27 protein-coding genes are annotated in these 26,364 nt (G+C 71.1%); 20 read left to right on the top strand and 7 right to left on the bottom strand.

Features of this window, described 5'->3' with window-relative positions; all coding sequences use genetic code 11:
• Positions 1 to 28: 28 nt before the first annotated feature.
• Positions 29 to 1,714 carry a GTPase gene (locus tag ABZU43_RS01600; RefSeq protein ID WP_355004654.1) on the bottom strand — a complete coding sequence of 562 codons (1,686 nt, stop codon included), beginning with the start codon at positions 1,712 to 1,714 and terminating at the stop codon, positions 29 to 31.
• On the bottom strand, positions 1,711 to 3,531 hold the full coding sequence (locus ABZU43_RS01605) for an ABC transporter (protein ID WP_355004655.1): 1,821 nt from the start codon (positions 3,529 to 3,531) through the stop codon (positions 1,711 to 1,713). Before ABZU43_RS01605 ends, ABZU43_RS01600 begins: the two co-directional genes overlap by 4 nt.
• A 220-nt stretch (positions 3,532 to 3,751) precedes the next feature.
• Between ABZU43_RS01605 and dnaK the strand changes: the two genes are divergently transcribed.
• The 5 genes from dnaK to ABZU43_RS01630 all read left to right on the top strand — a co-directional run bounded on the left by dnaK (position 3,752) and on the right by ABZU43_RS01630 (position 8,496).
• Positions 3,752 to 5,620 carry a molecular chaperone DnaK gene (gene dnaK, locus ABZU43_RS01610; RefSeq protein WP_355004656.1) on the top strand — a complete coding sequence of 623 codons (1,869 nt, stop codon included), beginning with the start codon at positions 3,752 to 3,754 and terminating at the stop codon, positions 5,618 to 5,620.
• Positions 5,621 to 5,668: 48 nt separating this feature from the next.
• The gene (gene grpE, locus ABZU43_RS01615; protein ID WP_355004657.1) at positions 5,669 to 6,424 is read left to right on the top strand and encodes a nucleotide exchange factor GrpE; all 756 of its coding nucleotides are present in this window, start codon (positions 5,669 to 5,671) and stop codon (positions 6,422 to 6,424) included.
• 85 nt (positions 6,425 to 6,509) lie between these two features.
• The gene (dnaJ, locus tag ABZU43_RS01620) at positions 6,510 to 7,694 is read left to right on the top strand and encodes a molecular chaperone DnaJ (RefSeq protein ID WP_355004658.1); all 1,185 of its coding nucleotides are present in this window, start codon (positions 6,510 to 6,512) and stop codon (positions 7,692 to 7,694) included.
• A gap of 30 nt (positions 7,695 to 7,724) precedes the next feature.
• Positions 7,725 to 8,165 (top strand): helix-turn-helix transcriptional regulator, encoded by a 441-nt coding sequence (locus ABZU43_RS01625; RefSeq protein ID WP_030332087.1) that lies wholly within the window; start codon positions 7,725 to 7,727, stop codon positions 8,163 to 8,165.
• 136 nt (positions 8,166 to 8,301) lie between these two features.
• Positions 8,302 to 8,496: a hypothetical protein gene (locus tag ABZU43_RS01630; RefSeq protein WP_355004659.1), complete on the top strand. Its 195-nt coding sequence runs from the start codon at positions 8,302 to 8,304 to the stop codon at positions 8,494 to 8,496.
• Positions 8,497 to 8,705: 209 nt separating this feature from the next.
• On the opposite strand, the gene ABZU43_RS01635 is transcribed toward ABZU43_RS01630, so the two are convergent.
• Positions 8,706 to 9,137, bottom strand: a complete 432-nt coding sequence (locus tag ABZU43_RS01635; protein WP_355004660.1) for a hypothetical protein — start codon at positions 9,135 to 9,137, stop codon at positions 8,706 to 8,708.
• A gap of 172 nt (positions 9,138 to 9,309) precedes the next feature.
• On the opposite strand from ABZU43_RS01635, the gene ABZU43_RS01640 reads away from it, so the two are divergent.
• A complete protein-coding gene (locus ABZU43_RS01640) occupies positions 9,310 to 9,768 on the top strand; it encodes a GNAT family N-acetyltransferase (RefSeq protein ID WP_355004661.1) in 459 nt (152 codons plus the stop codon).
• On the opposite strand, the gene ABZU43_RS01645 is transcribed toward ABZU43_RS01640, so the two are convergent.
• Complete coding sequence (locus tag ABZU43_RS01645) at positions 9,757 to 10,971, bottom strand: cation:proton antiporter (protein WP_355004662.1); 1,215 nt, start codon at positions 10,969 to 10,971, stop codon at positions 9,757 to 9,759. The genes ABZU43_RS01640 and ABZU43_RS01645 overlap by 12 nt on opposite strands.
• Positions 10,972 to 10,976: 5 nt before the next feature.
• Positions 10,977 to 11,477 (bottom strand): TrkA C-terminal domain-containing protein, encoded by a 501-nt coding sequence (locus tag ABZU43_RS01650; protein WP_124815967.1) that lies wholly within the window; start codon positions 11,475 to 11,477, stop codon positions 10,977 to 10,979.
• Positions 11,478 to 11,507: 30 nt separating this feature from the next.
• Here ABZU43_RS01650 and ABZU43_RS01655 point away from each other — a divergent pair, with 30 nt between their 5' ends.
• Complete coding sequence (locus tag ABZU43_RS01655; protein WP_355004663.1) at positions 11,508 to 12,596, top strand: hypothetical protein; 1,089 nt, start codon at positions 11,508 to 11,510, stop codon at positions 12,594 to 12,596.
• Positions 12,597 to 12,989: 393 nt separating this feature from the next.
• On the opposite strand, the gene ABZU43_RS01660 is transcribed toward ABZU43_RS01655, so the two are convergent.
• Positions 12,990 to 13,208 carry a winged helix-turn-helix domain-containing protein gene (locus ABZU43_RS01660; protein WP_355004664.1) on the bottom strand — a complete coding sequence of 73 codons (219 nt, stop codon included), beginning with the start codon at positions 13,206 to 13,208 and terminating at the stop codon, positions 12,990 to 12,992.
• 282 nt (positions 13,209 to 13,490) lie between these two features.
• On the opposite strand from ABZU43_RS01660, the gene ABZU43_RS01665 reads away from it, so the two are divergent.
• The gene (locus ABZU43_RS01665; RefSeq protein ID WP_355004665.1) at positions 13,491 to 13,754 is read left to right on the top strand and encodes a hypothetical protein; all 264 of its coding nucleotides are present in this window, start codon (positions 13,491 to 13,493) and stop codon (positions 13,752 to 13,754) included.
• A gap of 155 nt (positions 13,755 to 13,909) precedes the next feature.
• On the opposite strand, the gene ABZU43_RS01670 is transcribed toward ABZU43_RS01665, so the two are convergent.
• A complete protein-coding gene (locus tag ABZU43_RS01670; RefSeq protein WP_355004666.1) occupies positions 13,910 to 15,046 on the bottom strand; it encodes an epoxide hydrolase in 1,137 nt (378 codons plus the stop codon).
• Between the two features lie 85 nt (positions 15,047 to 15,131).
• Between ABZU43_RS01670 and ABZU43_RS01675 the strand changes: the two genes are divergently transcribed.
• The 12 genes from ABZU43_RS01675 to ABZU43_RS01730 all read left to right on the top strand — a co-directional run bounded on the left by ABZU43_RS01675 (position 15,132) and on the right by ABZU43_RS01730 (position 26,311).
• Entirely contained in the window at positions 15,132 to 15,776 is a 645-nt protein-coding gene (locus tag ABZU43_RS01675; RefSeq protein WP_355004667.1) for a helix-turn-helix domain-containing protein, read from the top strand.
• An 85-nt stretch (positions 15,777 to 15,861) separates the two neighbouring features.
• On the top strand, positions 15,862 to 18,453 hold the full coding sequence (gene clpB, locus ABZU43_RS01680) for an ATP-dependent chaperone ClpB (RefSeq protein WP_355004668.1): 2,592 nt from the start codon (positions 15,862 to 15,864) through the stop codon (positions 18,451 to 18,453).
• A 176-nt stretch (positions 18,454 to 18,629) separates the two neighbouring features.
• Positions 18,630 to 19,256, top strand: coding sequence for a DUF4178 domain-containing protein (locus ABZU43_RS01685; protein WP_355004669.1), 627 nt, complete (start codon positions 18,630 to 18,632; stop codon positions 19,254 to 19,256).
• A 1-nt stretch (position 19,257) separates the two neighbouring features.
• Positions 19,258 to 19,770 (top strand): DUF2617 family protein, encoded by a 513-nt coding sequence (locus tag ABZU43_RS01690; protein WP_355004670.1) that lies wholly within the window; start codon positions 19,258 to 19,260, stop codon positions 19,768 to 19,770.
• On the top strand, positions 19,767 to 20,192 hold the full coding sequence (locus ABZU43_RS01695) for a DUF4247 domain-containing protein (protein WP_355004671.1): 426 nt from the start codon (positions 19,767 to 19,769) through the stop codon (positions 20,190 to 20,192). The genes ABZU43_RS01690 and ABZU43_RS01695 overlap by 4 nt, the downstream gene beginning before the upstream one ends.
• A 33-nt stretch (positions 20,193 to 20,225) precedes the next feature.
• Positions 20,226 to 21,797 (top strand): polyamine aminopropyltransferase, encoded by a 1,572-nt coding sequence (locus tag ABZU43_RS01700; RefSeq protein ID WP_355004672.1) that lies wholly within the window; start codon positions 20,226 to 20,228, stop codon positions 21,795 to 21,797.
• Positions 21,798 to 21,897: 100 nt separating this feature from the next.
• Positions 21,898 to 22,278, top strand: coding sequence for a hypothetical protein (locus ABZU43_RS01705; RefSeq protein ID WP_355004673.1), 381 nt, complete (start codon positions 21,898 to 21,900; stop codon positions 22,276 to 22,278).
• A 69-nt stretch (positions 22,279 to 22,347) separates the two neighbouring features.
• Positions 22,348 to 23,202: a hypothetical protein gene (locus ABZU43_RS01710; RefSeq protein ID WP_355004674.1), complete on the top strand. Its 855-nt coding sequence runs from the start codon at positions 22,348 to 22,350 to the stop codon at positions 23,200 to 23,202.
• Positions 23,203 to 23,284: 82 nt separating this feature from the next.
• A complete protein-coding gene (locus tag ABZU43_RS01715) occupies positions 23,285 to 23,866 on the top strand; it encodes a DUF4178 domain-containing protein (RefSeq protein ID WP_355004675.1) in 582 nt (193 codons plus the stop codon).
• A 101-nt stretch (positions 23,867 to 23,967) separates the two neighbouring features.
• Complete coding sequence (locus tag ABZU43_RS01720; protein WP_355004676.1) at positions 23,968 to 24,762, top strand: hypothetical protein; 795 nt, start codon at positions 23,968 to 23,970, stop codon at positions 24,760 to 24,762.
• 72 nt (positions 24,763 to 24,834) lie between these two features.
• Positions 24,835 to 25,491 (top strand): hypothetical protein, encoded by a 657-nt coding sequence (locus ABZU43_RS01725; RefSeq protein ID WP_355004677.1) that lies wholly within the window; start codon positions 24,835 to 24,837, stop codon positions 25,489 to 25,491.
• A gap of 10 nt (positions 25,492 to 25,501) precedes the next feature.
• The gene (locus ABZU43_RS01730) at positions 25,502 to 26,311 is read left to right on the top strand and encodes an SDR family oxidoreductase (protein ID WP_355004678.1); all 810 of its coding nucleotides are present in this window, start codon (positions 25,502 to 25,504) and stop codon (positions 26,309 to 26,311) included.
• Positions 26,312 to 26,364: the final 53 nt, after the last annotated feature.

Raw genomic sequence — 26,364 nt, forward strand, 5'->3', positions numbered from 1 at the left:
GCAGAGCGGTAGCGAGCCGTGCGGAGCGTCAGCGGCGTGCGGCGTCCCGCAGCGCGTCGCGTGCCTGGGCGTACGAGCCGAGCACGGTCCGTACGGGTGTCAGTACGTACTCGTCGCCCACCTGGGCGACCCGCGCCGTCAGCCGCTGGTCGGCGCGGGCCCGGGCGCGCCGGGCGGCCAGGCGCACCACCGGCCGGGTCAGCGCCGCCACCAGCAGCCCGGCCAGCAGGCCGCCGAGCAGCAGGACGGTCGGCAGCGGCACCTGGCCGACCATCGGGTTGTCCAGCGCGGGCAGGCCGAGCGCCCGCAGCGCGTAGCCGAGCACCAGCCAGCCCAGCCCGACCACGGCGGCGAGGGTGACCAACCACTGCACACCGCCGACGAGCCGCCACCACAGTGGGCGACGGTCGAGGCCGAGGTCGGTGCCGGCGATCGTGCGATCCAGGGCGTCCGGCAGGTCGCCGAGGCGGGACCGGGCGGCGGAGGTCACCGCGCCGGGCCAGGCCGCGGGCAGGTCGGCGGCGGCCCGGTCGGCCACCGCGCGGATGGCGAGGCCGAGCGCCGAACGCTGGGCGGCCGTCGGGTCCGGTACCGAGGTGGCCGCCACCAGGCTCTCCGCCGGGTCGGCCTGGTCACCGGTCGGGCCGGGCAGGTGCAGCCGACGCAGCGGGTCGGGCCGCAACCGCCGCCAGCCCCGGACCACGGGCCAACCGGTGGCCGCGCCGGCCCGGTGCCGGTACGCCCGCTCCACGGCCTCGGTCACCGCCGGCACCCCGGCGGCCCCGGCCAGAGCCCGGTTCAGCCCGTTGACGGAGGTGTCGTCCGGCCCGCCCGCCGGCCGGGCCGAACCGACCAACTCGTCCAGGCCGGCGACGACCGTGTCCACGTCACCCGCGAGCCGGCGCAACGCGGCCTGCCGCTCGGCGACCGTGCGCTCCAGCGCGTTGCGCAGCCCGACCATTCCGGCCGGATCGATGGCGGTGGTGGCAAGCAGGGGCACCCCGGTCAGCCCGTCCGTGTCGAGCAGCCGACGCAGGTCGTCCAGGACCCGGGGCACCTCGGCCGGGGGCAGCCGGTCGGCCTGGTTGAGCACGACCAGGGTGACTTCCCGGTGCCTGTGGAACTCGCGCAGGTAGCTGTCGTGGATGACCCGGTCGGCGTACTTCTGTGGGTCGACCACCCAGACCACCTGGTCGACCAGGCCCAGGAGTCGGTCCACCTCGAGCCGGTGCGATCGCTGCACCGAGTCGAAGTCGGGCAGGTCGAGCAGGATCAGCCCGTGCAGGGCCGTCTCGTCGTCCGCGTCCAGGGCGCTCTCCCGGACGAAGCGGTGTCGGGGCAGCACGCCGATCCAGTCGAGCAGATGGTTGGCGCCCTCCAGCGGCCCCCACACGCAGGCGTGGGTGACGCCGGTGGTCGGCCGGCGCACCCCGACCGGCGAGAGTTCCAGTTGGGCCAACGCGTTGAAGAGGCTTGACTTGCCGCTGCCCGTGGCACCGGCAAGGGCGACCACCGTGTGGTCCCGGGACAGCGCGAGCCGGGTGCCGGCCCGCTCGACAAGGGTGTGCGCGGGCACCAGGTCGGCGTCCGGCAGCAGACCGTCCACGGCGGTCAGGAACCGGCGTACCGCGTCCAGGCGGGCGATCAAGGCGTCGGCGTCGACCCGCTGGTCCCCGCGGAACACCTCGCGTACCCGGCCGGCGATGTTGCTCACCGGGAGCCCTCCTCGTCGGCGGCGGACAGGCCGCTGCGGTGCCGGGCCAGCTCGACCCGGCCGGCGGCCCGGCGCAGCCCGTCGCCGGCGTCCGCGGCGGGGCGGGCGTCGGCGGTGCGGCTCAGGAAGCGGTCGGCCTCCGCGTCGAGCAGCGTGCGCACCCGGGCCAGCAGGTCGGTGCGGGCCTTCGCGGCGAGGGTACGCACCGCCTGGTCGCCGAAGATCGCCTGGAGGACGGCCTGCGCCGCGACAGTGGTGCCGGCACCGGTGGCCAGTTCCAGCCCGGTCGGGATGAACGCGGTGGAGGCGAAGACGGCGATCATCACGGCCAGCCCGGTGGCGTTCACCGCGTACGCGGCGGTGCGGGCCACGAACCGCTTGTCACCGCCCTCGACCCGGACCAGTTCCAGCACTCCGCGCTGCCAGTCCCGGACCATGCGCTCGGCGCGTTCGGGTAGGTCGTCGCTCGGGTGGGCGAGCGCCGGGTCGAGCAGCCCGGTGCCGGCCGGCTGTGCCTTCCACCCGGTGTACGCGGACTCGGCAGCCTCCGAGGCCACCCCGCGCAGCAGCGTCACCAGTTGGGACTCGATGGCGTTGCGCAGCTCGACGGCGGGCGCCGGCCGACCGGTGACGGCGGCCACGACCCGGTCCCGGAGGCGGCCGATCCGTGCCTCCAGCGTGCGGAACAGCTCGCCGGTGCCGACGAACTCCTGCCAGCGGGCGAGCACCTCACCCCGGAGCAGCCGGCCGTCCTGGAGCCCCTGCTCGACGGTGCGCTCGGCGCCCCGGTACGCGGCGCGGACCCGTTCGTCCAGCCCGTCGGCGGCGGCGAGCTGCTCGTCGGCGGCGTCGGCCAGATCCTCCACGGCGGGGTGGAGTGCGGCCAGCGCTCCGTCGAGGGTCTGGCGGACCACCGCCGCCCGCGCGTCCGCGTCGGCGGCCAACCGGGCGAACCAGTCGGCAAGGGGGGCGGTGACTCCCTCGGGCAGCAGCCCCTGACCGTCGACCCAGGTTTCGGGCAGCACGAACAGCGGCGCCCGGCCGAGATCCTGCTCGGCGAGCATCTCGGTCAGGTGCGCGGCGATCTCGTCGGTGGCCTCGGCGGGCACCCGGTCCAGCACCATGGCGATCACGGCGCCGCGCGCCCGGGCGCTGCGCAGCAGCTCCCAGGGCACCGCGTCCGCGTACCGGGCGGCGGTGGTGACGAAGAGCCACAGGTCGGCGGCGGCCAGCAGTTGGGTGGCGAGTGCCCGGTTGGCGTCGACGACCGAGTCGATGTCGGGCGCGTCGAGGAAGGCCAGCCCGGCGGGCAGGGCCGGGGCGGTGACGAGGTGCAGGGCGCGCGGATCGTCGCTCGGCTCGGTGGTGCGGGTCAGACCGGGCAGGAGCTCTCCCTGCCGAAACCAGGCCGCGTCGGACGGGTTGCAGACCAGCACCGGGGAGCGGGTGGTCGGCCGGAGCACGCCGGCGGCGCTGACCCGGGCCTTGACCAGGCTGTTGACCAGGGTCGACTTGCCCGCGCCGGTGGAGCCGCCGACCACCACGAGCAGTGGGGCGTCCAGCCGGGCGAGCCGGGGCAGGAGGTAGTCGTCGAGTTGGTCGGTGAGTGCGGTGGCGGTGTGCCGGGCGGGGCCGGCGGAGGGCAGCGCGAGGGGATAACGGGTCGCGCCGATCGCCTCCCGGAGGCCCGACAGTGCGCCGGGGAGGCTGTCGTCCCCGGTGGTGGCGGGGAGCTCCTCCGCGGCGGCCGGCGGGTCGGTGCGGGCTGCGACGGCGGGCGCACCGGAACGGGTGGCGGGATCGCCGTGCGTCGTCACCGCTAAAGCGTGCCCGACCGATGCAAGGGAAGACAACCGGACGGTAATAACGGCTGGGTTGCGTCGGGTTGACTCAAGTCACCTTGACGATTGGCCAACGCGTGGCACTATTGAGTCAAGTTCACTCAACTTGTGGTGGGGCCCGCTGCGGGCGGTGCTCGCCAGCAGCCCACGGGCGATGCCCGTCACCTGCACAACCTTATGAAGCGAGGAAGCGAAGATGGCACGTGCGGTCGGTATCGACCTCGGCACGACGAACTCCTGCGTCAGCGTTCTCGAGGGCGGTGAGCCCACCGTCATCGCCAACGCTGAGGGTTCGCGGACGACTCCTTCGATCGTCGCGTTCGCCCGTAACGGCGAGGTGCTCGTCGGTGAGGTCGCCAAGCGCCAAGCGGTGACCAACCCGGACCGGACGATCAGGTCGGTCAAGCGCGAGGTCGGCACGAACTGGTCCGTCGACATCGACGGCAAGAAGTACACCCCGCAGGAGATCTCGGCCCGGACGCTGATGAAGCTCAAGCGGGACGCCGAGGCGTACCTGGGCGAGCAGATCACCGACGCGGTGATCACCGTTCCGGCCTACTTCAACGACAGCCAGCGCCAGGCGACGAAGGAGGCCGGTGAGATCGCCGGCTTCAACGTGCTGCGGATCGTCAACGAGCCGACGGCCGCCGCCCTTGCGTACGGGCTGGACAAGGGCTCCAAGGAGCAGACCGTCCTGGTCTTCGACCTCGGAGGCGGCACCTTCGACGTGTCGCTGCTGGAGCTGGCCGAGGGCGTCGTCGAGGTCAAGTCGACGAGCGGTGACAACCAGCTCGGTGGCGACGACTGGGACCAGCGGATCATCGACCACCTGGTCAAGACGTTCCGTGGTGAGCACGGCATCGACCTCTCGCAGGACAAGATGGCCCTCCAGCGGCTCCGCGAGGCAGCCGAGAAGGCCAAGATCGAGCTGTCCGCCGCCACCACCACCAACATCAACCTGCCGTACATCACCGCCGGCGCGGCCGGCCCGCTGCACCTCGACGTGACGCTGAGCCGTGCCGAGTTCCAGCGGATGACGCAGGACCTGCTGGACCGCTGCAAGGGCCCGTTCGAGCAGGCCGTGAAGGACGCCGGGATCAAGATCTCCGACGTCGAGCACGTCATCCTGGTCGGTGGTTCGACCCGGATGCCCGCCGTGACCGACCTGGTCAAGCAGCTCACCGGCCGTGACCCCAACAAGGGCGTCAACCCGGACGAGGTGGTCGCCGTCGGCGCCGCCCTCCAGGCCGGCGTGCTCAAGGGTGAGGTCAAGGACGTCCTGCTGCTCGACGTGACCCCGCTGAGCCTGGGCATCGAGACCAAGGGCGGCATCTTCACCAAGCTGATCGAGCGCAACACCACCATCCCGACCAAGCGTTCCGAGGTCTTCACCACGGCCGACGACAACCAGCCGTCGGTGCTGATCCAGGTGTTCCAGGGTGAGCGGGAGATCGCGGCGTACAACAAGAAGCTCGGCACCTTCGAGCTGACCGGCCTTCCGCCGGCGCCGCGCGGCGTGCCGCAGATCGAGGTCGCGTTCGACATCGACGCCAACGGCATCGTCAACGTGCACGCCAAGGACCTGGGCACCGGCAAGGAACAGAAGATGACGATCACCGGTGGCTCCTCGCTGCCGAAGGACGACATCGAGCGGATGCGCCGGGACGCCGAGGAGCACGCGGAGGAGGACAAGCGTCGCCGCGACGACGCCGAGACCCGCAACGTGGCCGAGGCGCTCCAGTGGCAGACCGAGAAGTTCCTCGCCGAGAGCGGCGACAAGCTGCCCGCTGAGAACCGCGAGCAGCTCAACGAGGCGCTCGGCGAGCTGCGTGGCGCCCTCGGCGGTCAGGACATCGAGAAGATCAAGTCGGCGCACGAGAAGCTGGCTCAGGTCTCCCAGCAGGCCGGTTCGCTGCTCTACTCGTCTCAGGCCGAGCAGGGTCAGCAGCCGGGTGGCGAGCCCGGCCCGGGTGCGACCGGCGCGACCGGCGCGACCGGCCCGCAGGCCGGCGGCGCCGACGACGTGGTCGACGCGGAAATCGTGGACGAGGACGGCAAGAAGTGACCGTCGGCCTCCGACACGTTTCCACCGCGAAGGGGATGAGGTAGCCGCATGACGCAGAAGCCACGAGCCGCCGACCCGGGCGACACCGGGTCGACGCCGGGTGGCTCCGCGACCACGGAGCCGACCGGCGACGGGGAGCGGGTCGTCATCCGCAACAACCGTAAGCTCGTCGACACCGCCGAGCCGGAGGGGACCGCCGCGGACGCGGAGACCGGTGTGCCGGCCGAGGGTCTGGTCGAGGACGCCGAGGTCGTGGTCGATGAGATCGAGGTCGAGGTCAACTCCACCGACGGGCCGGAGCCGTCCGGTCCGGCGGTGGTGGACGCCCCGGCGCAGCCGGTGGACGGTGGCCGTGCGGGCACCTCGCTCGGCGCCGAGCTGGAAGCACTACGGGCCGAGCTGGACGAGCGGACCAGGGATCTCCAGCGGGTGTCGGCGGAGTACGCCAACTACCGCAAGCGGGTCGACCGGGACCGCAGCCTCGTGCAGGAGCAGGCGACCGGCTCGGTGCTGGCCGCGCTGCTGCCGATCCTGGACGACCTGGACCGGGCCCGGGAACACGGCGACCTGGTCGGGCCGTTCGGCACGGTGGCGGAACAGCTCACCACCGCGCTGGGCAAGTTCGGCCTGAACGCCTTCGGCGAGCAGGGCGACCCGTTCGATCCGACCCGGCACGAGGCGGTCGCGCACCAGACGTCGGCCGACGTCAGCGAGCCGACCTGCGTACAGGTCATGCGACGCGGCTACCAGCTCGGTGAGCGGCTGCTGCGCCCCGCGCTGGTCGCGGTCGCGGATCCGGAATAGTGCCAGACAGTGAGCGGGCCGTCCCGTCCACCGTTCAGCGGTGGGTGGGACGGCCGGGCCACCAGGGTCGGAAGGAGGTGGACCGGTGAGTTCGAAGGACTGGATCGAGAAGGACTTCTACGCCGTGCTCGGCGTGGACAAGGCCGCCTCCGCGGATGACATCAAGAAGGCGTACCGCAAGGTGGCCCGGGAGTCGCACCCGGACCACAACCCGGGCGACCCGAAGGCCGAGGATCGATTCAAGGCCGCGTCCGAGGCGTACAACGTGCTGTCGGACAGCGGCCGCCGTCGCGAGTACGACGAGATGCGTTCCCTCTTCGGCTCGGGCGCGTTCCGGCGCAACGCCAGGGGTGGGGGTCAGCCGGGCGGCATGCCGTTCGACGTCTCCGACATGTTCGGTGGCGGCGGAGGTGGCGCCGATCGTCGCTTCGGTGGCGCCGGCTTCCAGGACCTGTTCAGCTCGATCTTCAGCGGAGGTCAGGCCGGTGGGCAGGCCGCGCCACGCGGTCCGGCCCGTGGTCGAAACGTGGAGACCGAGGTGGCGCTGGACTTCGGCGACGCCGTGCGCGGGGTGACGCTGCCCCTGACGTTGCGCGCGCCGGGAGTCTGCGACACCTGCCACGGCAACGGGGCGAAACCCGGCACCCAGCCGCGTACCTGCCCGGTCTGTCATGGTGCCGGCGTGACCACCCGCGACCAGGGGTCGTTCAGCTTCTCCGAGCCGTGCCGCAACTGCCAGGGCGTCGGCACGGTGGTCGAGGAGAAGTGCCCGGAGTGCCACGGCAGCGGCGGTGTCACAAAGACCCGCACCATGAACGTGCGCTTCCCCGCCGGTGTGGCCGACGGTCAACGCATCCGGCTGGCCGGGCGCGGTGAGCCGGGCGAGCGCGGTGGCCCGGCTGGTGACCTCTTCGTGCAGGTCAAGGTTCGGCCGGACGAGCTGTTCGGGCGTACCGGGGACGACCTGACGCTGACCGTGCCGGTCACGTTCGCGGAGGCCGTGCTCGGCACGGACCTGCGGGTGCCCACGCTCGACGGGGCGGTGACCCTGCGGGTGCCGCCGGGGACGCCGAGCGGTCGGGTGCTGCGGGCCCGGGGCAAGGGTGTGGTCCGCCGCGACGGGCAGGCCGGTGACCTGCTGGTCACGCTGGACGTGGTGGTGCCGGCCCGGTTGTCCGACGAGGCGCGCACGGCGCTGGAGTCGTTCGCCGAGCAGACCCCGCCGGCGGCCCGGGAACATCTCGACGCGCGGGTGCGTCGAGTCAGTTAGTCCGGTGGAACGGACGCGGAGGTGAGCGGGATGTCGGGCGAGTTCCTCGGTTCGGGCGACCCTGCCTACGAGGCCAAGGTGTTGATGATCTCGGTGGCGGCTCGGATGGCGGGGATGCATCCGCAGACCCTGCGCCAGTACGACCGACTGGGGCTCGTGCAGCCCGGCCGAGCCGCTGGTGGCGGGCGTCGCTACAGCGTCCGCGACGTCGTGCTGTTGCGCGAGGTGCAGCGGCTCAGTCAGGACGACGGGATCAACCTGGCCGGCGTCAAGCGGATCATCGGGCTGGAGCGGCTGCTGGAGCAGGCGCAGCAGCGGGTGGCCCGGCTGGAGGCGGAGCTGGACGCCGCGTACCGCCGGGTGGCGGAGCTGGAGTCGCTGGCCCGCTTCCCGGGCCGGGATCTGGTGCCGACGAACCGCACGTCCACCGCCCTGGTGGTGTGGCGCCCCCGCCGTACGCCCGATCGCTGAGCTGCCGCTCACCCGGATCTGTCTTCTCGGCCCGGACCGCGCCGGATTCCCGGCGCGGTCCGGGCCGCTTCGGTTAGCCTGTCGATAAGGGTCCAATCGGCTTAATCTGGACCTACCGGCATGGCGAGGGGGAGCGATGGCGGAACAGGCGAAGAAGGTGGCCCAGCAGACCGAGGACCGGTTGGAGAACCTGGCCGAAACCGTCCGCAAGAAGTTCGACAAGGTGACCGAGGGGACCTACCGGGACCGGGTCATCGGGGGCCGGTTCGCCGAAAACGGCGACCACACCGGCGAGCGGGGCCAAGCCGAAACGGAACGCAAGCAGGACTGACCGGTAACCAACGTACGGGCCGGGACCCACGGGGGGTCCCGGCCCGTACGCACGCCACGCACCGCGCCCCGCGCCCCGCACCCCGCACCCCGCACCCCGCGCGCAATTCCGCGATCTTGCAGTTTGGGATGACGGAATGTCTAGCTTCGCGCAATAGGTCGGAACAGAAAGTGCAAGATCGGCGAGAGGAACGGAGCGAATCCGGTAGTTCAGCCGAGGCGGCGGTTCTCGCGGACCAGGCCGCCCTCGCACCAGTCTCGATATACGAAGAGGTCCGGTCGAGCCAACAGCACCCGGCCGTTGTGCGCCCAGACCTTCATCAGCTCGTCGCCGTCACGCTCGGCCTGTTCGACGAGCTTGCGGAAGCGGCGCTTGGGATGGGCGCGGAAGTTCGTCCGGATGCCGTCGGCCGCGTAGATGTAGAGGCAGTGCAGCGCGAACCGCCGGGCCGGGCAGGTTGAATCCATCGCTAACTCGAAGAGTGTCAACACCAGCCGGTCGCCGGAGACCAGCAGGTCCCAGTCCGGTGGCATCGACGCCAACGGCACTGAATCGGGCTTGTACGCCCAAGCTCGCAACTCCGCCGGAGTCGGATCGACGGGGTTGGCAAAGCCGTGGAACGTCGACTCCTGCACGCTCACCGGCTGACCTTCCGCTCTCGCCCGCGTTTGGCAACGCTGCCTGCGGACCCTGGCTGCTGGGGCGAAACGGTAACCCGCCGTCGGGTGCTGCGGTAGTACCCGCGAGGAGCAATTCCGCAACCGTTGGCATGGGCGGGTCGGTTGCATCGATGACGCAGCCGATGATGTCCCCATGACCATCCACGTACGACAGTTACAGCGAGGCGCCGAGGCCGAGTTCGTCACGGGGCTGGAGTGGCTTTTCGCCCCTCCCGGTGGCCGTCCCGGGGATTGGGACCGGGATCGTGCCGTCGAGCGGACCGCGCAATTGCTCGCCCACGAAGACGTCGCACTCTTCGCGGCGCGATCGGGTGAAGGTCAGCTGGTCGGTGTGGCCAGCGTCTACGTGGACATCCTCTCGGTGCGCTTCGGCCGTCGGGCTTCGATCGAGGACCTCGCTGTGCACCCCGGGTGGCGCTCCCGGGGTGTCGGCTCCAGCCTCCTGACGGTGGCCAGGGCATGGGCGCACGAACACGGTGCCGACTACGTGTTCCTGGAGTCCGGCCTCGCCCGGACCGAGGCGCACCGCTTCTACCTCCGCGAGGGTGCGACCCATGCGGCTGCGGCGTTCAGGTGGACCTCAGTGCGGTGAGTCGATGACCGGGGCCGGCCCCCGCCGCTGCGCCGCCGCGCGGTTGCGCAGCCACCGCTTGAACCACGGGAAGTCCGGCAGCCGGGCCAGGATCGGCCCGGTCACCACGGTGATCAGGACGTACGTCGCGGCCAGCGCTGCCAACCGCGGCTCGACGCTCCCGGCGGCCACCGCGAGACCGGCGATGACGATGGAGAACTCACCTCGGGGTACGAGTGCCAGGCCGGTCCGCCATCGACCGGGTTCGGCGATGCCGACCCGACGGGCGGCGAGGTAACCGGTGGCCGTCTTCGTCGCCATGGTGATCACGGCCAGCGCGAGCGCCGGCAGCAGCACCGGCGGAATGTCCTGCGGGTTGGTGGTCAGGCCGAAGAAGACGAAGAACACCGCAGCGAACAGGTCCCGCAGGGGCGAGAGCAACTCGGTGGCGTGGTGCGCCACCGGGCCGGAGAGCGCGATGCCGACGAGGAACGCGCCGACCGCCGCCGACACCTGGAGCGACGCGGCGATGCCAGCGATCAGCAACGTCAGACCGAGTACGCCGAGCAGCAGCGCCTCGGGGTCCTTCGCCGACAGCGCGGACGAGATCAGGTGGCCGTACCGGATGGCGACCACCAGCACGATCAGCACGGTGCCCACCGCGACGGTGAGCGCGATCCCGCCGCCGAGCAGGCCGGTGCCGGCCAGTACGGCGGTGACGAGTGGCAGGTAGAGCGCCATCGCCAGGTCCTCGATGACCAGCACCGAGAGGATCACCGGGGTTTCCCGGTTACCGAGCCGGCCCAGGTCGGCGAGGACCTTGGCGATCACCCCGGAGGAGGAGACCCAGGTGATGCCGCCGAGCACCAGGGCGGCGACCCAGTCCCAGCCGAGCAGCAGGGCGAAGGCCGCGCCGGGCAGGGCGTTGAACACGCCGTCGATCAGCCCGGCCGGGGCTGCCGAGCGGAGGTTGCCGACCAGTTCGTTGGCCGAGTACTCCAGGCCGAGCATCACCAGCAGGAGGATGACGCCGATCTCGGCGCCGACCGCGAAGAACTCCTCGCTGGCGGCGAGCGGAAGTAGCCCGCCGTGCCCGAACGCGAGCCCGGCGAGCAGGTAGAGGGGAATGGGCGAGAGGCCGAAGCGCCGGCTCAGCCGGCCGAGGAGGCCAAGCAGCAACAGCAGCGCACCGACTTCGATGAGCAGCGTGGTGAAATCGTGCATCCGCCTCAGCCGTCCGGGTCACTGTCGGCGAGGATGGCGGACACACCGTCGAGACCTCTGCGGGTCCCGACGACGACCACCACGTCGCCGGCTGCGAAGCGGAAGGAGGGGAGTGGCGAGACGATCACTTCGCCTTCGCGCAGCACCGCCACGATGGAGGCGCTGGTGCGGGTACGCGCCTTGGTGTCGCCGAGCTTCCGGTTGACGTACGGAGAGCCGGCCGTGATGGCGATCTGCTCGGTGAGCAGACCGGCGGCCTGCTCGCGGAGCCCGGAGAGCTGACCGAGCATCAGCGACGCGCCGAGGATGTCGGCCAGAGCCTCAGCCTCGTCGTCGGTGAGCGGAATGTCCGCCTGGCAGGCATCGGGATCGTCGGGATCGTAGAGAACGAGATCACGGCGGCCATTGCGATGGGAGACGACGCCCAGGCGACGTCCGGACTCCGTCACCAGATCGTGACGTACCCCGATCCCGGGTAGGGCGGTCTGCTCGACACGTACTCGCACCCGGGCAAGACTACTGCTTCGGAGGCAGAGATGATCGGACGGATATCAGGTAGGGCGGTACTGCTGCTGCTCGTACCCCTGTTGGCTGGGTGTTCGATCGGCGACGTCCGCCGGAAGCCGCCGACCCCCTCGTCCCGATCGGCCGTCACCGCGCCGTCTCCATCGGCTGCCGTCGCAGAGGTACGCCGCGTCCGGGTCGCCGTTCCGCAGCGGTACGACCCTCCGTACGTCGAGTTCGTCGACGCCGAGCACGGCTACGCCCTCTTCGCCAACTGTGGCGAGCCGCCGCCCGGCGACGACTGTCCGGCGCGACTGTTCGCCACCGATGACGGCGGACGGTCCTGGCGGGAGTTGCGACATCCCCACCCGGCGGCGGAGAACCACCAGCTCTACGCCGCGCCGGGGGTTCTGACGTTGTGGAGTGAGCCGCACGGTTGGTGGACCTCGACCGACGGTGGCACCTCGTTCACGCACAGGCTGGACGGGCCACCGCCGCAGTGGGTCGGCGCGCAGAGTCGATTCCAGTTGATCGAGGGCAGCGGTCAGGTCGGCGAGTGGGACGGCCAACGGCTGCGCCCGCTGGCCGCGCAGCCTCGCGTACCCGGGTTGAACACGGTTGACTCGGGCGACGGCGTGTTGGTGGTCGCGGCCGGAACGAAGGACGGGAAGCCCCACGCGGCGGTCTCGTTCGACCGGGGGCGGAACTGGCAGCCGACTCCGGTGCCGGATCCCGACGGGCACGTCGGCGTGCTGAGGGCCGTGGTCGAGCGGGACGGGACGGCGTGGCTGGTCGGGGAGCGACCGGACCGCAGGTCCTTTCCGCCGCTGTGGCGACTGCGCGGAGGGTGGAATTTGATCCGCGCCGACGGGCATCCGCCGCAGATCCAGTCCGTCGCGCCGATCGGCGGCGGGCTGCTCGCGGTGACCGGCCCGGCGGGCGCTGGCGCGATCGGGGACGGTCGCTACACCGAGCTGGCCTGGCCGATCGGCCTCGACCGCAGCCTGTCCGTGCTGACCGACGGGACGATCGTGGCCGTCGGCGGGGACGGCGGGATCCTGCTCGGCGTCGGCTTGGTGGCCGAGCGCAGATGGACGAAAATCATCCTCGACATCTCCTGACGCCCCCACCGGCGATCCGGTCACTTGATCAGAACACGTTGCCGTAGCGATCGGTCGCTGTGTCAAGGGGGGCGCCAGCGCCCCCGAGTACCCGGGTTCCGTCACTCCTAGGAACGCCCGTCCGCGCCGATCTTGCAGTTTCGGTCGCCGAGCTGCGCGGAATGCCCCCTTATGTCGGAACAGAAAGTGCAAGATCGCGGCTGAGTTCGGTCGATCATGGAGTTGTGGTGCCTGTCTTGGGATCTTGCGGGCACTTTGTCGCCCGCCACAACTCCATGATCGACGGGCGGGGCAGACCACAGTCGCTCAGCCTGACGAGGCGGTGTAGTACTTGATCACCGAGAGAGATCTTGGACGAATCCGGTCCCGCCGGGGGCACTTTCGGGGCTAGATCTACTTCTCGGCCACGTACGTGCCCTTGCCTTGGTGGCCCTCGATCAAGCCCTCGGCCTGCAGGATCAACAGGGCAGAGCGGACCGGCTCGGCGGACACGCCATAGTGCGCGGTCATTTCGCGGAGCGAGGGCAACTTGTCGCCGGGCACGTACTCGCCAGAAGCGATCTTGTCGCGGATGTCCTGGGCGATGCGTTGGCGGTCCGAAACTCGGGGCATGGGCAACTCCTGGTAGGCCCCAAGATCTTCCCATGCGGTTGGCCGGTCGACCAACACTTCGCGTGCTAAGCATGGTCACTGCTTGTCCTGCAATGCTTTGCATTGTATGTTGGTCGGGTGGGCACTCGGGAGTGGAAAGCCTGGTAGGCAGCCGGCCTCCTCGGCCGGGTCGTCCGCGTCGGCTGGCACGGCCGTGCGCTCCCCTCGGGCAAACGGCCGTGCCAGCGATCCGTGCCCCCGAAGGAGAGGAGCAGCGCTGATGGTGGACCGAGGGTGGCGGCGATGACCGGGCGGTACGTCATCCACCTGCCGATATCCGCGCCCGACCTGGCCCGCGCCAAGATGTTGGGGCGCACCGCCGGCCGGTCGCTGGCCTTCCTCGCCCGGATCGACCTTGGCGGGATCACCGTCTCCACCGAGGACAACCAGGGGGTGCGGCACTGGGTCTTCTGCGATCGGCGGCTGGACGGTGGCCGTCGCTGTGTGCTCCGCGCCGACCACGAGACCCCCTGCACCGTCCGGTTGCCCCGGCGAATCGGCCCTTAGGGGCCGTACAAGACCGTGATCGACTCGGTTTTCATGATGTCGCGGCGTCCTGGCGGTCCGGATACCCCGACTTCCTGAAAGTCGAGTGGATCAAGCGTCGGTGCCCGCCCCGGTCGAGCGGAGCGGGCACCGACCAGTCGCACCGGACGTCGAGGTCAGCGGAGGCTGGCGAAGAATTCGCGGATGTCGGCGACCAGCACCTCGGTCGCCTGGTGGGCCGCGTAGTGGCCGCCGACGTCGCCCCGGCCGTCGATGTCGGTGTCGTACGCCGTCCACCGGACGATGTTCGCGTGGTCCCGCTCGGCGAAGCGGCGGATGGACTGGAAGTCGCCGGGGAACATGGCCAGCGCCGTCGGAGCGGTGGTCGGCTCGGTCGGCGGCTCGCCGGCGTGTGCGTCCTCCCAGTAGAGCCGGATCGCCGAGGCGGCAGTGCCGGTGAACCAGTAGAGCGCCACGTTGGCCAGGATGAAGTCGGCGTCCAGGCTCTCGTCGAAGAGCTGAGCGTTCCAGGCGAGCAGCCCCACCGGCGAGTCGGAGAGCGCGAACGCCAGGGTTTGCGGCTGCTGACTGTGCACCTGGTTGAAGGAGAACTTGTTCTCGTAGAACCACTGGAGGTGCCCGAGCGCGGCCTGGTCCGCCTCGGAGAGCCCGGCGAACTCGGCCGGGTCGCCCGAGGGGAACGAGAAGAGTTGGGTGACGTGTACGCCGAGCACCCGCTCCGGATCGATCCGGCTCAGCTCTGGCGCGATCATCGAACCGGCATCGTTGCCGACCGCGCCGTAGCTGTCGTACCCCAGGCGGTTCATCAGCTCGGCCCAGGCGCGGGCGATGCGGAACCGGTTCCAGCCGGCGCTGCGGGTCGGGCCGGAGAAGCCGAAGCCGGGCAGCGACGGGACGACCACGTGGAAGGCCGGCGCGTCCGGGTCGGTCGGCTCGGTGAGTGGGGCGATCACGTCGAGGTACTCCAGCACCGAGCCGGGCCAGCCGTGGGTGAGCACCAGCGCCGTGGCGTCCGGCCGGGACGACCGGACGTGCAGGAAGTGGATCCGCTCGCCGTCGATCTCGGTGACGAACTGCGGGTGGGCGTTCAGACGGTCCTCGACGGCGCGCCAGTCGAACTCGCCCCGCCACCTGTCGACGAGGGCCCGCACCCGGTCGTTGCTCAGCCCGTACGAGTCGCCCGCGCCGGGCAGGTCGGCGGGCCAGAGGGTGCGGTCCAGCCGGACGGCCAGGTCGTCGAGGGCGGTCTGCGGGATCTCGACGCGGAACGGGCGGATCGCGGTGTCGCTCATGGCAGAACTCCTTCGGAACGGAATGTTTCGTTCTGCGATCACGATAGCAGAGCGGAACGATCCGTTCCACTGTTAGTCTGAACGCATGTCAACGACTTCCGGCAAGACGCTGGGCGGTCGCCGCGCCCAGGCCGCCCGCAACGACGAGGTCATCCTCGAGGCTGCCCGCGCCGTCTTCCTCGACGACCCGAAGGCCCCGATCGCCGCCGTCGCGGAGCGCGCGGGCGTCGGCATCAGCGCCCTCTACCGGCGGTACGCGGGCAAGGAGGACCTGTTGCGCCAGCTCTGCCACGACGGGCTGCGCCGGTACGTCGCGGAGGCCGAGGCCGCCCTCGCCGAGCCGGACGACTGGGCCGCGTTCACCGGTTTCCTGGCCCGGGTGGTCGACGCCGACGTGCACTCGCTCACCGTCCATCTGGCCGGCACCTTCACCCCGACCGAGGAGATGGGTCGGGACGCGGTGCGCGCCGGTGAGTTGGCCGCCGCGCTGGTCGACCGGGCCCACGCGAGCGGGCGGCTGCGCCCCGACGCGGTCGTCCACGATCTGGGGTTGTTGTTGGAGGCGTGCGCCGCGGTCCGCGTACCCGATCCGGAGCGGACCCGCCAGCTGCGCCGTCGCCAGCTCGCGGTCCTGGTGGCAGGCCTGTCGTCGGTGCCGGACAAGGGCCCGCTGCCCGGCCCGGCCCCGGCGGCCGGGGAGTTCGACTGGCGGTGGCGGCGCGGGGAGTGATGGGCGTCACGCGCTAAGGTTGAGCGGAATACGCTCAACTCTGGTTGTGTCCAACCCAGTGGACAACGCCGATCCGGGGGAGCCCATGAACACCGAAAGACTCACCACCAAGAGCCGCGAAACCATCACGGGCGCTGTGGCACTGGCCAACCAGCGTGGCCACGCCACGGTGGAGCCCTGGCACCTGCTCCTGTCACTCCTGGACACCGACGGCTCGACCGCCACCGGTCTGCTGCGCGCCGTCGGGGCCGACCCGACCGAGCTGCGCCAGGCCGCCCAGCGCGCTGTCGACAACCTGCCGGCCGCCCGCGGCTCCAGCATCGCCGAGCCGACGTTGGCTCGGGAGTTCGTCAACGCCATCGGCGCCGCCGAGCAGATCGCCCGGCCGCTGGGCGACGAGTACACGTCCACCGAACACCTGCTCGCCGGCCTGGCCCGGGTGGGCGGGGCGGTGTCCGGCGCGCTGAAGACCGTCGGCGCCACCGAGGAGGCACTGGTCGCCGCTTTCCCGACCGTGCGCGGTGGGGACCGTCGGGTCACCACCGCCGACCCGGAACAGACCTACCAGGCCCTTACCAAGTACGGCGTCGACCTCACCGCCAGCGCCCGCGACGGCAAGATCGACCCGGTCATCGGCCGGGACTCCGAGATCCGTCGGGTCATCCAGGTGCTGTCCCGGCGTACCAAGAACAACCCGGTGCTGATCGGCGAGCCCGGCGTCGGCAAGACCGCGATCGTCGAAGGCCTGGCCCAGCGGATCGTCACCGGCGACGTGCCCGAATCACTCCGCGACAAGAAGCTGATCTCGCTGGACCTCGGCGCGATGGTCGCCGGCGCGCAGTACCGCGGCCAGTTCGAGGAGCGGCTGAAGTCCGTCCTGGAGGAGATCAAGAACTCCAACGGGCAGGTCATCACGTTCCTCGACGAGCTGCACACCGTCGTCGGCGCCGGCAAGGGCGAGGGCTCGATGGACGCCGGCAACATGCTCAAGCCGATGCTGGCCCGTGGTGAGCTGCGGATGGTGGGCGCCACCACGCTCGACGAGTACCGCGAGCACATCGAGAAGGACCCGGCTCTGGAGCGCCGTTTCCAGCCGGTGCTGGTCGGTGAGCCGACCATCGAGGACACCATCGGCATCCTGCGCGGGCTCAAGGAGCGCTACGAGGTGCACCACGGCGTACGGATCACCGACGCAGCGCTGGTGGCCGCCGCGACGCTGTCCGACCGTTACATCACCGACCGGTTCCTGCCGGACAAGGCGATCGACCTGGTCGACGAGTCCGCGTCCCGGCTCCGGATGGAGATCGACTCGCGTCCGGTCGAGGTGGACGAGATCGAGCGGGCCGTCCGCCGGTTGGAGATCGAGGAGATGGCCCTGGCCAAGGAGCCGGACGCCGCCTCGGCCGAACGGTTGGAGCGGCTCCGCAAGGAGCTGGCCGACAAGCGCGAGCAGCTCACGGTGCTCTCCGAGCGCTGGCAGACGGAGAAGAGCCACATCACCAAGCTCTCCACCGCCAAGGAGGAGCTGGAACGCCTCGGCGGTGAGGCCGAGCGGGCCGAGCGCGACGGCGAGCTGGAACGCGCCGCCGAGCTGCGCTACGGCCGGATCCCCGCCCTGAAGGTCGAGCTGAAGCAGGCCGCGGAGGAACTGGCCCAGCTCCAGGCCGACGGCGCGATGCTGAAGGAGGAGGTCGGCGCTGACGACATCGCCGCCGTGGTCGCCTCCTGGACCGGCATCCCCGCCGGCCGCCTGCTCGAGGGTGAGACGGCCAAGTTGCTGCGGATGGAGGAGTCGCTGGGCGGCCGGGTGGTCGGCCAGACCGAGGCGGTCGGCGCCGTCTCCGACGCGGTACGCCGTGCCCGGGCCGGTATCGCCGACCCGGACCGCCCGACCGGCAGCTTCCTCTTCCTCGGCCCCACCGGCGTCGGCAAGACCGAGCTGGCCAAGGCCCTCGCCGAGTTCCTCTTCGACGACGAGCGGGCCATGGTTCGCATCGACATGAGCGAGTACGGCGAGAAGCACTCGGTAGCTCGCCTGGTCGGTGCCCCACCCGGCTACGTCGGTTACAACGAGGGCGGTCAGCTCACCGAGGCGGTGCGCCGACGGCCGTACTCCGTGGTGCTGCTGGACGAGGTGGAGAAGGCTCACCCGGACGTCTTCGACGTGCTGCTCCAGGTGCTCGACGACGGCCGGCTCACCGACGGCCAGGGCCGCACCGTGGACTTCCGTAACGCGATCCTGATCCTCACGTCCAACCTCGGGTCGTCGGTGATCAGCGACCTGACGCTCGCCGACGAGCAGCGCCGCGAGGGGGTGCTGGCCGTGGTCCGGTCGCACTTCAAGCCGGAGTTCCTCAACCGGCTGGACGACATGGTGGTCTTCGCCTCGCTGCGGGGGGACGACCTGCGCTCCATCGTCGACATCCAGTTGCACCGGATGCGGCGGCGGTTGGCCGACCGCCGGCTGGGTCTGGAGATCACCGATGCCGCCCGGGACTGGCTGGCCGAGCACGGCTACGACCCGATCTACGGTGCGCGACCCCTCCGTCGTCTGGTCCAGACCGCGATCGGAGACCAACTCGCCAGGGCCCTGCTCTCCGGGACGATCCGAGACGGCGACACAGTCAAGGTCGACCTGGCCGATGCGAAGGAAGGGTTGACCGTCACCGCCGCCTGATCCGTCGCACCCGGGCCGATCCCGCCTCGCCGGCGGGGTCGGCCCGACCCGTTCTCCGCCCCGACGCCGCCCCACCGGGACGCTCCGTAGCTGCCAGATCACCAGACAATGATGAGTTTCTCCAGGTGCGCGGGGTTGTTACCGTTCCCGCCGACGCACTTGGGGAGGTGGTCGGCATGAACGGTCCCGTGGCGTACCTGGTGACGACGTTGGGGTGTCTGATCGGAGTCGCCGGGGTCGTGGTGGCGTTGGTGGCGGTGCGCAAGGGCCGTAAGGCAGCCCGGCCGGCGGCACCCGCGGACCCGTTCCGGGACACCGACAGCGACGCGCTCCGCGGCGACCCGCGCAGGCTCAAGCCCGGCGACATCGTCGAGATCCGCCGGGTGTCGTACGCGGTCCGGGGCTCGGTGCATCTGAACGAGGGCGGCTGGAGCTGGGCCGAGCACCTGCTGGACACCGCCGAGGGCGACAAGCGCTGGCTCTCCGTGGAGGAGGACCCGGACCTGGAGCTGGTGCTCTGGACCGTCGAGCCGGCCGCCACGATCACCCCGGGTGAGTCCGCCCTCGACTTTGCCGGCCGCCGCTACGCCCTGGAGGGGTCCGGTCAGGCCCGCTTCACGGCCACCGGCAGCACCGGCCTCGACCCCAGTGGCACCCTTCGATACCACGACTACCGGGCCCAGGGCGGCGAACGGCTCTCCTTCGAGGCGTACGGCCAGGCCGGCTGGGAGGTCGCCCGGGGCGAGCAGTTGCACCGCGCCGACGTGATGGTCTACCCGCAGGCCGGGCCGGAGGCCAGCTGAGGTGCTGGTAAGCCTCCACACCCCGTACGTCGACACCTGCGCCGCCGACCTGAGCCTGGCACTCGGCGGCCCGGAGCGGCCCGCGCTGCACGTCCGCGACCTCACGCTGCCCGGGGACGTCCGGCTACGGCTGCGCCTGCTCGGTGCGTCCCACCAGGTCGTGCTGGCCGAAGCCGGCGGTGCGGCCGAACTCACCGAGACGGTCGCCTGCCTGCCGGGTCGGCCGCCGCACCTGCCCGACACCCTGCACGACGAGTCGGGCGGCTACCGCTTCACCGCCGCCGTGCTGCGCCCCGCCGACGGTGAGTTGCACACCCGGATCGCCAGGCTCCGCGCCGACCTGGCCGACGACCCGTACGCCCTGGTCGGCGTCTTTCCCGGCGACCCGGACGCGGTCACCGCGCTGGCCGTGCGCGCCGACCTGCCGCAGGGGACTGTCGGCTGGCGTACCTGGCACGCGTACCCCCAGACCAACGAGCTGGTCCTGACCGAGACGGTGGTGGCACTGCGATGACGTACCGACGCTGGTTCGTGGTGGGCGTGGCAGCGGCCGTGGTCGGTGCGATGGTCGCGGCCTTCGCCCTCGTCAACGGCACCTTCTCCCCGCGCGCCTACGTGCAGGAAAAGTATTCGCGAGCGGCCAGCCGGGACATCGGCCGGGAAGCGACCGCGTACACCTCGCCCAAGTCACCGACCGCTGTGGCCAAGGAACTGACCGACGCGTGGAATCCGTCCGACCGGTACGCCGACGGCAGCGGCGTCTACCTGCGCTACGACGACGACTCGGTGGTGATCCTGCCGATCGCGGCAGGCTCGGTGATCCTGCTCGAAGACATGGACACCGCTCACCCCCGCTACCACTCGACCGTCGGGTCGTACTGGGGTTGGGGACGCGGTAACAGCGTTCGGGGCGGCGGCCCCGGCACCGGCAAGTAGCCCGACGCCTGACCCCATCACCTGGAGCCCTCCGTGCAGAACCTCGTCACCGAGGCCCGGCCGCACTGGCGGCTGGCCCGCGCGGCGGTGCTGGTCGCGGTCTTCGTCTGCGCCGCCTGCGGGCTGGTCTACGAGCTGGCCCTTGTCGCGCTCGGCAGCTACCTGATCGGCGACACCGTCGGGCAGGCGTCGATCGTGCTCGGCGTGATGGTCTTCGCGATGGGCGTCGGCGCACTGGTCGCGAAGCCGTTGCAGCCCCGGGCCGCCGCAGCGTTCGCGGTGATCGAACTGACCCTGGCCCTGCTCGGTGGCCTGTCAGTGCTCGGCCTCTACGCCGCCTTCGCCTGGCTCGACCTGTACGGCCCGGCGCTGGTCGCCACCGCCTTCGTGCTGGGCCTGCTGATCGGCGCGGAGATTCCGCTGCTGATGGTGATGTTGCAGCGCATCCGCGAGCAGGCCGCCGGCAGTGCGGTGGCCGACCTGTTCGCCGCCGACTACGTCGGCGCGCTGCTCGGCGGGCTCGCCTTCCCGTTCCTGTTGATCCCCGTCTTCGGCCAGCTCAAGGGTGCCCTGGTGGTCGGCGCGGTGAACGCGGTGGCCGGTCTCGCCCTGGTCTGCACTGTGTTCCGGAGGGAGCTGAGCCGCCGCGCCCGGCTCGTCCTCGGCGCCGGCTCCGTCGTGGTCGCGCTCTGCCTGGGGTACGCCTGGGTGACCGCCGCCGACTTCGAGGTGACCGCCCGGCAGCAGCTCTACCGGGACCCCGTCGTGTACGCCGAACGCTCCCGTTACCAGGAGATCGTGCTGACCCGGTCGGTGCGGGAGGTCGGCCACGCCGACACCGACCTCCGGCTGTTCCTCAACGGCGATCTTCAGTTCAGCTCGGTGGACGAGTACCGCTACCACGAGGCGCTGGTGCATCCGGCGATGCGAGGTCCACGCGGCGACGTACTGGTTCTCGGTGCCGGCGACGGCCTCGCCGTCCGGGAGATCCTGCGGTACCCGGACGTCCGCCGGGTGACAGTTGTCGACCTCGACCCGGCGGTGGTGGCGCTGGCCAGCACCGTGCCGCAGCTGCGGGCGCTCAACGGCGGCTCGCTCGACGACCACCGCGTACGGGTGGTGAACACTGACGCGTTCGGCTGGCTGCGTAGCGCCGCCGAGCGCTTCGACGTGGTGGTCGCCGACCTGCCCGACCCGGACGAGACAGCCACGGCCAAGCTCTACACCGTCGAGTTCTACACGCTGATCAGGTCGGTGCTCGCCGAGCAGGGACGGCTGGTGGTGCAGTCCGGCTCGCCGTACTTCGCGCCCCGCTCCTACTGGTCCATCGACGCGTCGGTGCGGGAAGCCGGCTTCGCCACAGTGCCGTACCACGTCGACGTGCCGTCCTTCGGCGACTGGGGTTTCCTGCTCGCCACGGCGGGAACCGCCCCGCCGGTGCTGGAACTGCCGGCCGATGCTCCCCGGCTGCGTTTCCTCGACCCGGACGTGCTGCGGGCGGCGGCGGCCTTTCCCGCCGACCGCGCCCGCCTGGACGTGCCCCCCAGCACCCTCCTCCAACCGAGGGTCCTCGACTACGCCCGCACCGAGTGGCGCGGCTACTGACCCGCACCACCAGGCGGCCGTGTCAGGAGAGTGTCCGCTCATGGCGCAAACCTCGTGATCAATGGGGTGGAGTGGGGCCGGACGGGGAAAGGGTGGAGGCATGTTTGGAATGCGGAAGGCTTGGGAGCGCGAATTGGGCGCCGCCGTCGACGAGTTGGTGGCCGCTGAGACGCTCGCCTTTGGTGGGGTGGGGATCGCGGGCACCCTGTTGCCGGTGACCGAGGCGTACCACCGGGTCGAGGCCGCCCTCAGCGACCACCCCGATGAGGTACGCCGCCAGCTCGACCGGGTGCTGACCGACGGCACACCCGCCGGCCGCGCGTACGCGGCCACGCTGCTGGAGCGGATCGACCCGGAGACGGCCCGAGCGACGTGGACGTCGCTGCGGGACGATCCGAGCGAGTTGACCACCTTCGTCGGCTGCGTGATGGACCGGGAAACCCTCGGCACCTACGCCAGTCGGCGGCTCGCCGCAGCATGATCCATTCGCCGGTCGGCGCTGCCCGATCGGTTCTGCCGGTTGCTGACGACGCACCGTACGTTTCGAGCCATGAGCCCGCCCGCCACCGCGTCGCGTCCGCCCCGCCCGGCCACCGTGACCATCGCCTTCTGGCTGCAACTGGCCGTGGTGCTGGTGCTGCTCGGCCTGGCCGCGCTGACGGTGGCCGAGGCGGTGCGCTTCGATGGCCAGATCGACCGCGCGTTACGGCTGGTGCCGGACGCCGACCCGGACGAGGTGACCGGCGAGCGGCAGGGCAACGTCGTGATGACGCTGATCCTCGGCGTGCCGGCGGTGTTGCTCGCGGTCTGGTTTGCGGCCACCGCCGTCCCGATCCGGCGGGGCGCCAACGTCGCGCGGATCCTGGTGTTCGTGGCCAGCGGAGCGCAGTTGCTGGTCTGCTTCGGGCAGTGCTGTTCCGGAGGTTTTCTCGTGCCGCTGCTGACGATGCCGGAGATCGGCGACGAGCCGCCACCGGACTGGGACGAAGAGTGGGAGACCTCGACGTTCTACGACACGCTCTACGCCGGCACCGATCCCTGGGAGGACCTGCTCTTCCCCGCGGCAGGGCTGGGTGTGCTCACCGTTCTGGCCCTTTCCGCAGCCGTGTCACTGCTACTGGCGCTGCCGCCGGCGAACCGCTGGTTCGTGCCGCGTACCGCGAACGAGGCGCTGCCCGGGCCGGCCTGGGTGATGCCCGTCCCCACCTACGCCCCGACCGGTTACGGATACCCGACAGCTCCGCTCGTGCCGGGCTTCCTGTCGCCGAACCAGCCGCTCCCACCCGGCTACCTGATCTGCCCCGACCCGGCCGTGCACCTGCCGCCGGGAGCACCGGGCGTCTCACCAGGGCCGACGGGACCGCCGGTGCCGCCTCCGGAGGACGCACCCGACCACAATCGTTAGCTGAGCTGTCGGCCACAACACTGGTCTTCCGGGTGCCGACGGTTGTTACCGTCTGCGCCGACGTACCTGGGGAGGTGGTCGCGTGGACGCGCTGGTGACGTGCCTGGTGGCGGCTGTTGCCGTACTAGCGGTGGTCGTGGTCGTCGTGCGGGCCCGCCGACGGCCGACGGGCGGGCCTCCCGGCCAGCCGGCGGAGCCGCCGCACGGTGGCCCGCTCCGCCGGCTGGCTCCGGGTGACAGCGTGCGGATCCGCGAGCGGGAGTACGCGGTGAGTGCCACGATCCGCCTGGTCGAGGGCGACTGGAGTTGGGTGCAGCACCTCCTCGACGACGACTCCGGCACCCGCCACCGGCTCTCCGTGGAGGACGGCCCCGAACTCGAGCTGGTCTTCTGGACCCCGGAGCCGGGCGCCACCGTCACCCCGGGCGCCCCGACCATCGAACTCGGCAGGCGGCGCTACACCTGGGCCGAGACCGGACAGGCGCGTTACACCGCGACCGGAGAGACCGAGTTGCCGTCGACCGGGACGATGCGCTACCACGACTACCAGTCCGGTGGCACCGCGCGGCTGTCCTTCGAGGCGTACGGCGAAGAGGGTTGGCGGGTCGCCCGCGGTGACCTGCTCGACCCCGCCGACCTGACGATCCGCCCGCCCCGGGCCTGAGGCCCGCCGAGCCGGCCCGGGAGGACGCGCCGGGCTCGTCACGGCATGCCGAACTGGCCGGTTGTCGATACGGTGTGGGCGCGATCTAGGGAAGGAGAATCGTGGTCGATTCCCAGAGCACGCCGGCCCGTCAGCGGCCATCCATTGTGTCGATTTCCAGTTACCTGCTCTTCCTGTTCCTGGCGCTCCAGGTAATCAGTCTGATCATCACGCTCAGCACCTTCAGCAAGACGCGGGACGCGCTCCGCGAGGCGTACGCGGGCAGCGCCACCGACGGTGACCAGGTGGCCGACGTCTTCGCCGTCATCGGCATCGGCGGGAGCATCGTCCTGCTGCTGCTCGCGGTCGTGCTGGGCGTGCTGGCCCTGTTCAACAACCAGGGCCGCAACGGCGCCCGGATCACCACCTGGATCGTCGGCGGCATCATGGTCTGCTGCGTGGGCGGTGGTCTGCTCAGCAACGCGGCCGGCGGTTTCAACACCGGTGGCGGGACCACCGGCGACGCGCCGAGCCCGGAGGAGATCCAGCGCCGCCTGGAGGAGGCTCTGCCCTCCTGGGTCACGCCGGTCAGCCTCCTGCTCGGTGTGCTCAGCCTGATCGCGCTGATCACGGCGCTGGTCCTGCTGGCGCTGCCGAAGGCGAACCCGTTTTTCCGCAAGCCCACCGCGGGCTGGGAGCCGCCCACCCCGGGCGCCAGCTACCCGGGCCACCCGCAGGCGCCAGGTCAGCCCGGTTACCCGCAGGCGCCGGGTCAGCCCGGTTACCCGCAGGCATCCGGTGAGCCGGGTTATCCGTCGAGTGGGGAGCCGAGCTACCCGCCGCCACCAGCCGCGGACCGCCCGGACGACACGCCGCCCACGGATCGGCCCGGGTCAACCCCGCCGCCGAGCAACTGACGGCTCGATAAGCACGACGCCGACGATCCCTCCGAGTAGGTTGCAACCCGACGCCTACCGGAGGGATTCGTCGTGTCGTACCCGGAATCGGCACCGGCCCGCCGGCCCGCCGCCGCCCTGTCGGCCGCGACGGTGCTGTTGGTGATGGCGGTCGCCGCGCTCGCGTACGCGGTGGTCTCCCTGGTGGTGCTGGGCGGGACGGTCGACGGGTTCCGCTCCGCCGCCCGCGACACCTCGGCGAGCCCGGAGCAGATCGACGGCGTGGTGGCTCTGCTCCGCGCGTCGGCGGTGCTGACGGCGGTGGTGGCGGTGCTGTCCGCGCTGCTGCTCGCCGGCCTGGCCCTCGGTCTGCTGGCCGGTCGCAACGGCGTCCGGGTGGCGACCTGGGTGGTCAGCGGGCTCGGTCTGCTCGCCGCCTGTTGCAGTGTGGTGGTGGTCGTCGGCGAACGGGCAGCGCCACTGCGAATGGGCTCCGGCGACCAGTCCCTCGCCGAGTTGCTGGGCCTGGTCGGCGACGCGTACCCGTCCTGGTGGATCCCGCTCAACGCCGGGCTTTCCGTCGCACAGGCGCTCGGTTACCTTGTAGTAGCTATGCTGCTGGCGCTGCCGGCGGCGAACAGCTGGTTCGGCCGCCACCGCTCGACGGCGCCAACCGCGCCGCCCATGTTCCCGCCCGCCCCGCCCCAGCCCCCGTCGGCGCCGCATACGCCCCCGTACCCGCCCAGGTGAGGACCGTTCCGTGACGCTCGACCCCACGACTGCCGAGCGCCGAGCCCTGATCACCGGGGCCACCGCCGGCATCGGCGCGGCGTTCACGCGACGCCTGGCCGCCGACGGCTGGCACCTGGTGCTCGTTGCCCGTGACGCGGCGCGGCTGACCGAGCTGGCCACCGAGCTGGGTTCCACGTCCGGACGCGAGGTGGAGACGATCTCAGCGGATCTGTCCACCGACGACGGCTGCGCCATCGTGGAGCAGCGGCTCGCCGACGGCAGCCCGGTGCACCTGCTGGTCAACAATGCGGGGATCAGCCTGAACAAACCGTTCCTGCGCTCCACGGCGGAGGACGAGGCGCGACTGTTGCGACTCAACGTGCACGCGGTCATGCGGTTGACCCTGGCGGCGCTTCGACCGATGACTGAACGGCGAAATGGGGCAGTGATAAATGTCTCTTCGGTCGCCGGGTTCGGGACGGCGATGCCCGGATCGACATACTCCGCCAGCAAGGCGTGGGTCACCAACTTCAGTGAGTCCGTCGGCCAGTCAGCGCGGCCGTTCGGCGTTCAGGTGATGGCCCTCTGCCCCGGCTACACCCGCACAGAATTCCATCAGCGGGCCGGCATCAACATGTCCAAGACGCCGGAGTGGCTGTGGCTGCGGGCCGAGGATGTGGTGGACGAAGCCCTGCGTGACCTGCGCAAAGGCAAGATGGTCAGCATTCCGGCGTGGAAGTACAAGGTGGTCGTGGCAGGTATGCGACACGCGCCGCGGCGGCTGCTCCAGGCGGTCGCGCGGGACACCCGCGGCCGGATCGGTCGCGACGAGCACTGAGCCTCGACCGGCCCGCCGACCCCGAGCGAGTGGTGGGACGGCGTTGGCACGCC

This window comes from Micromonospora sp. NPDC005205 (genome assembly GCF_040608275.1).
GTDB lineage: Bacteria > Actinomycetota > Actinomycetes > Mycobacteriales > Micromonosporaceae > Micromonospora.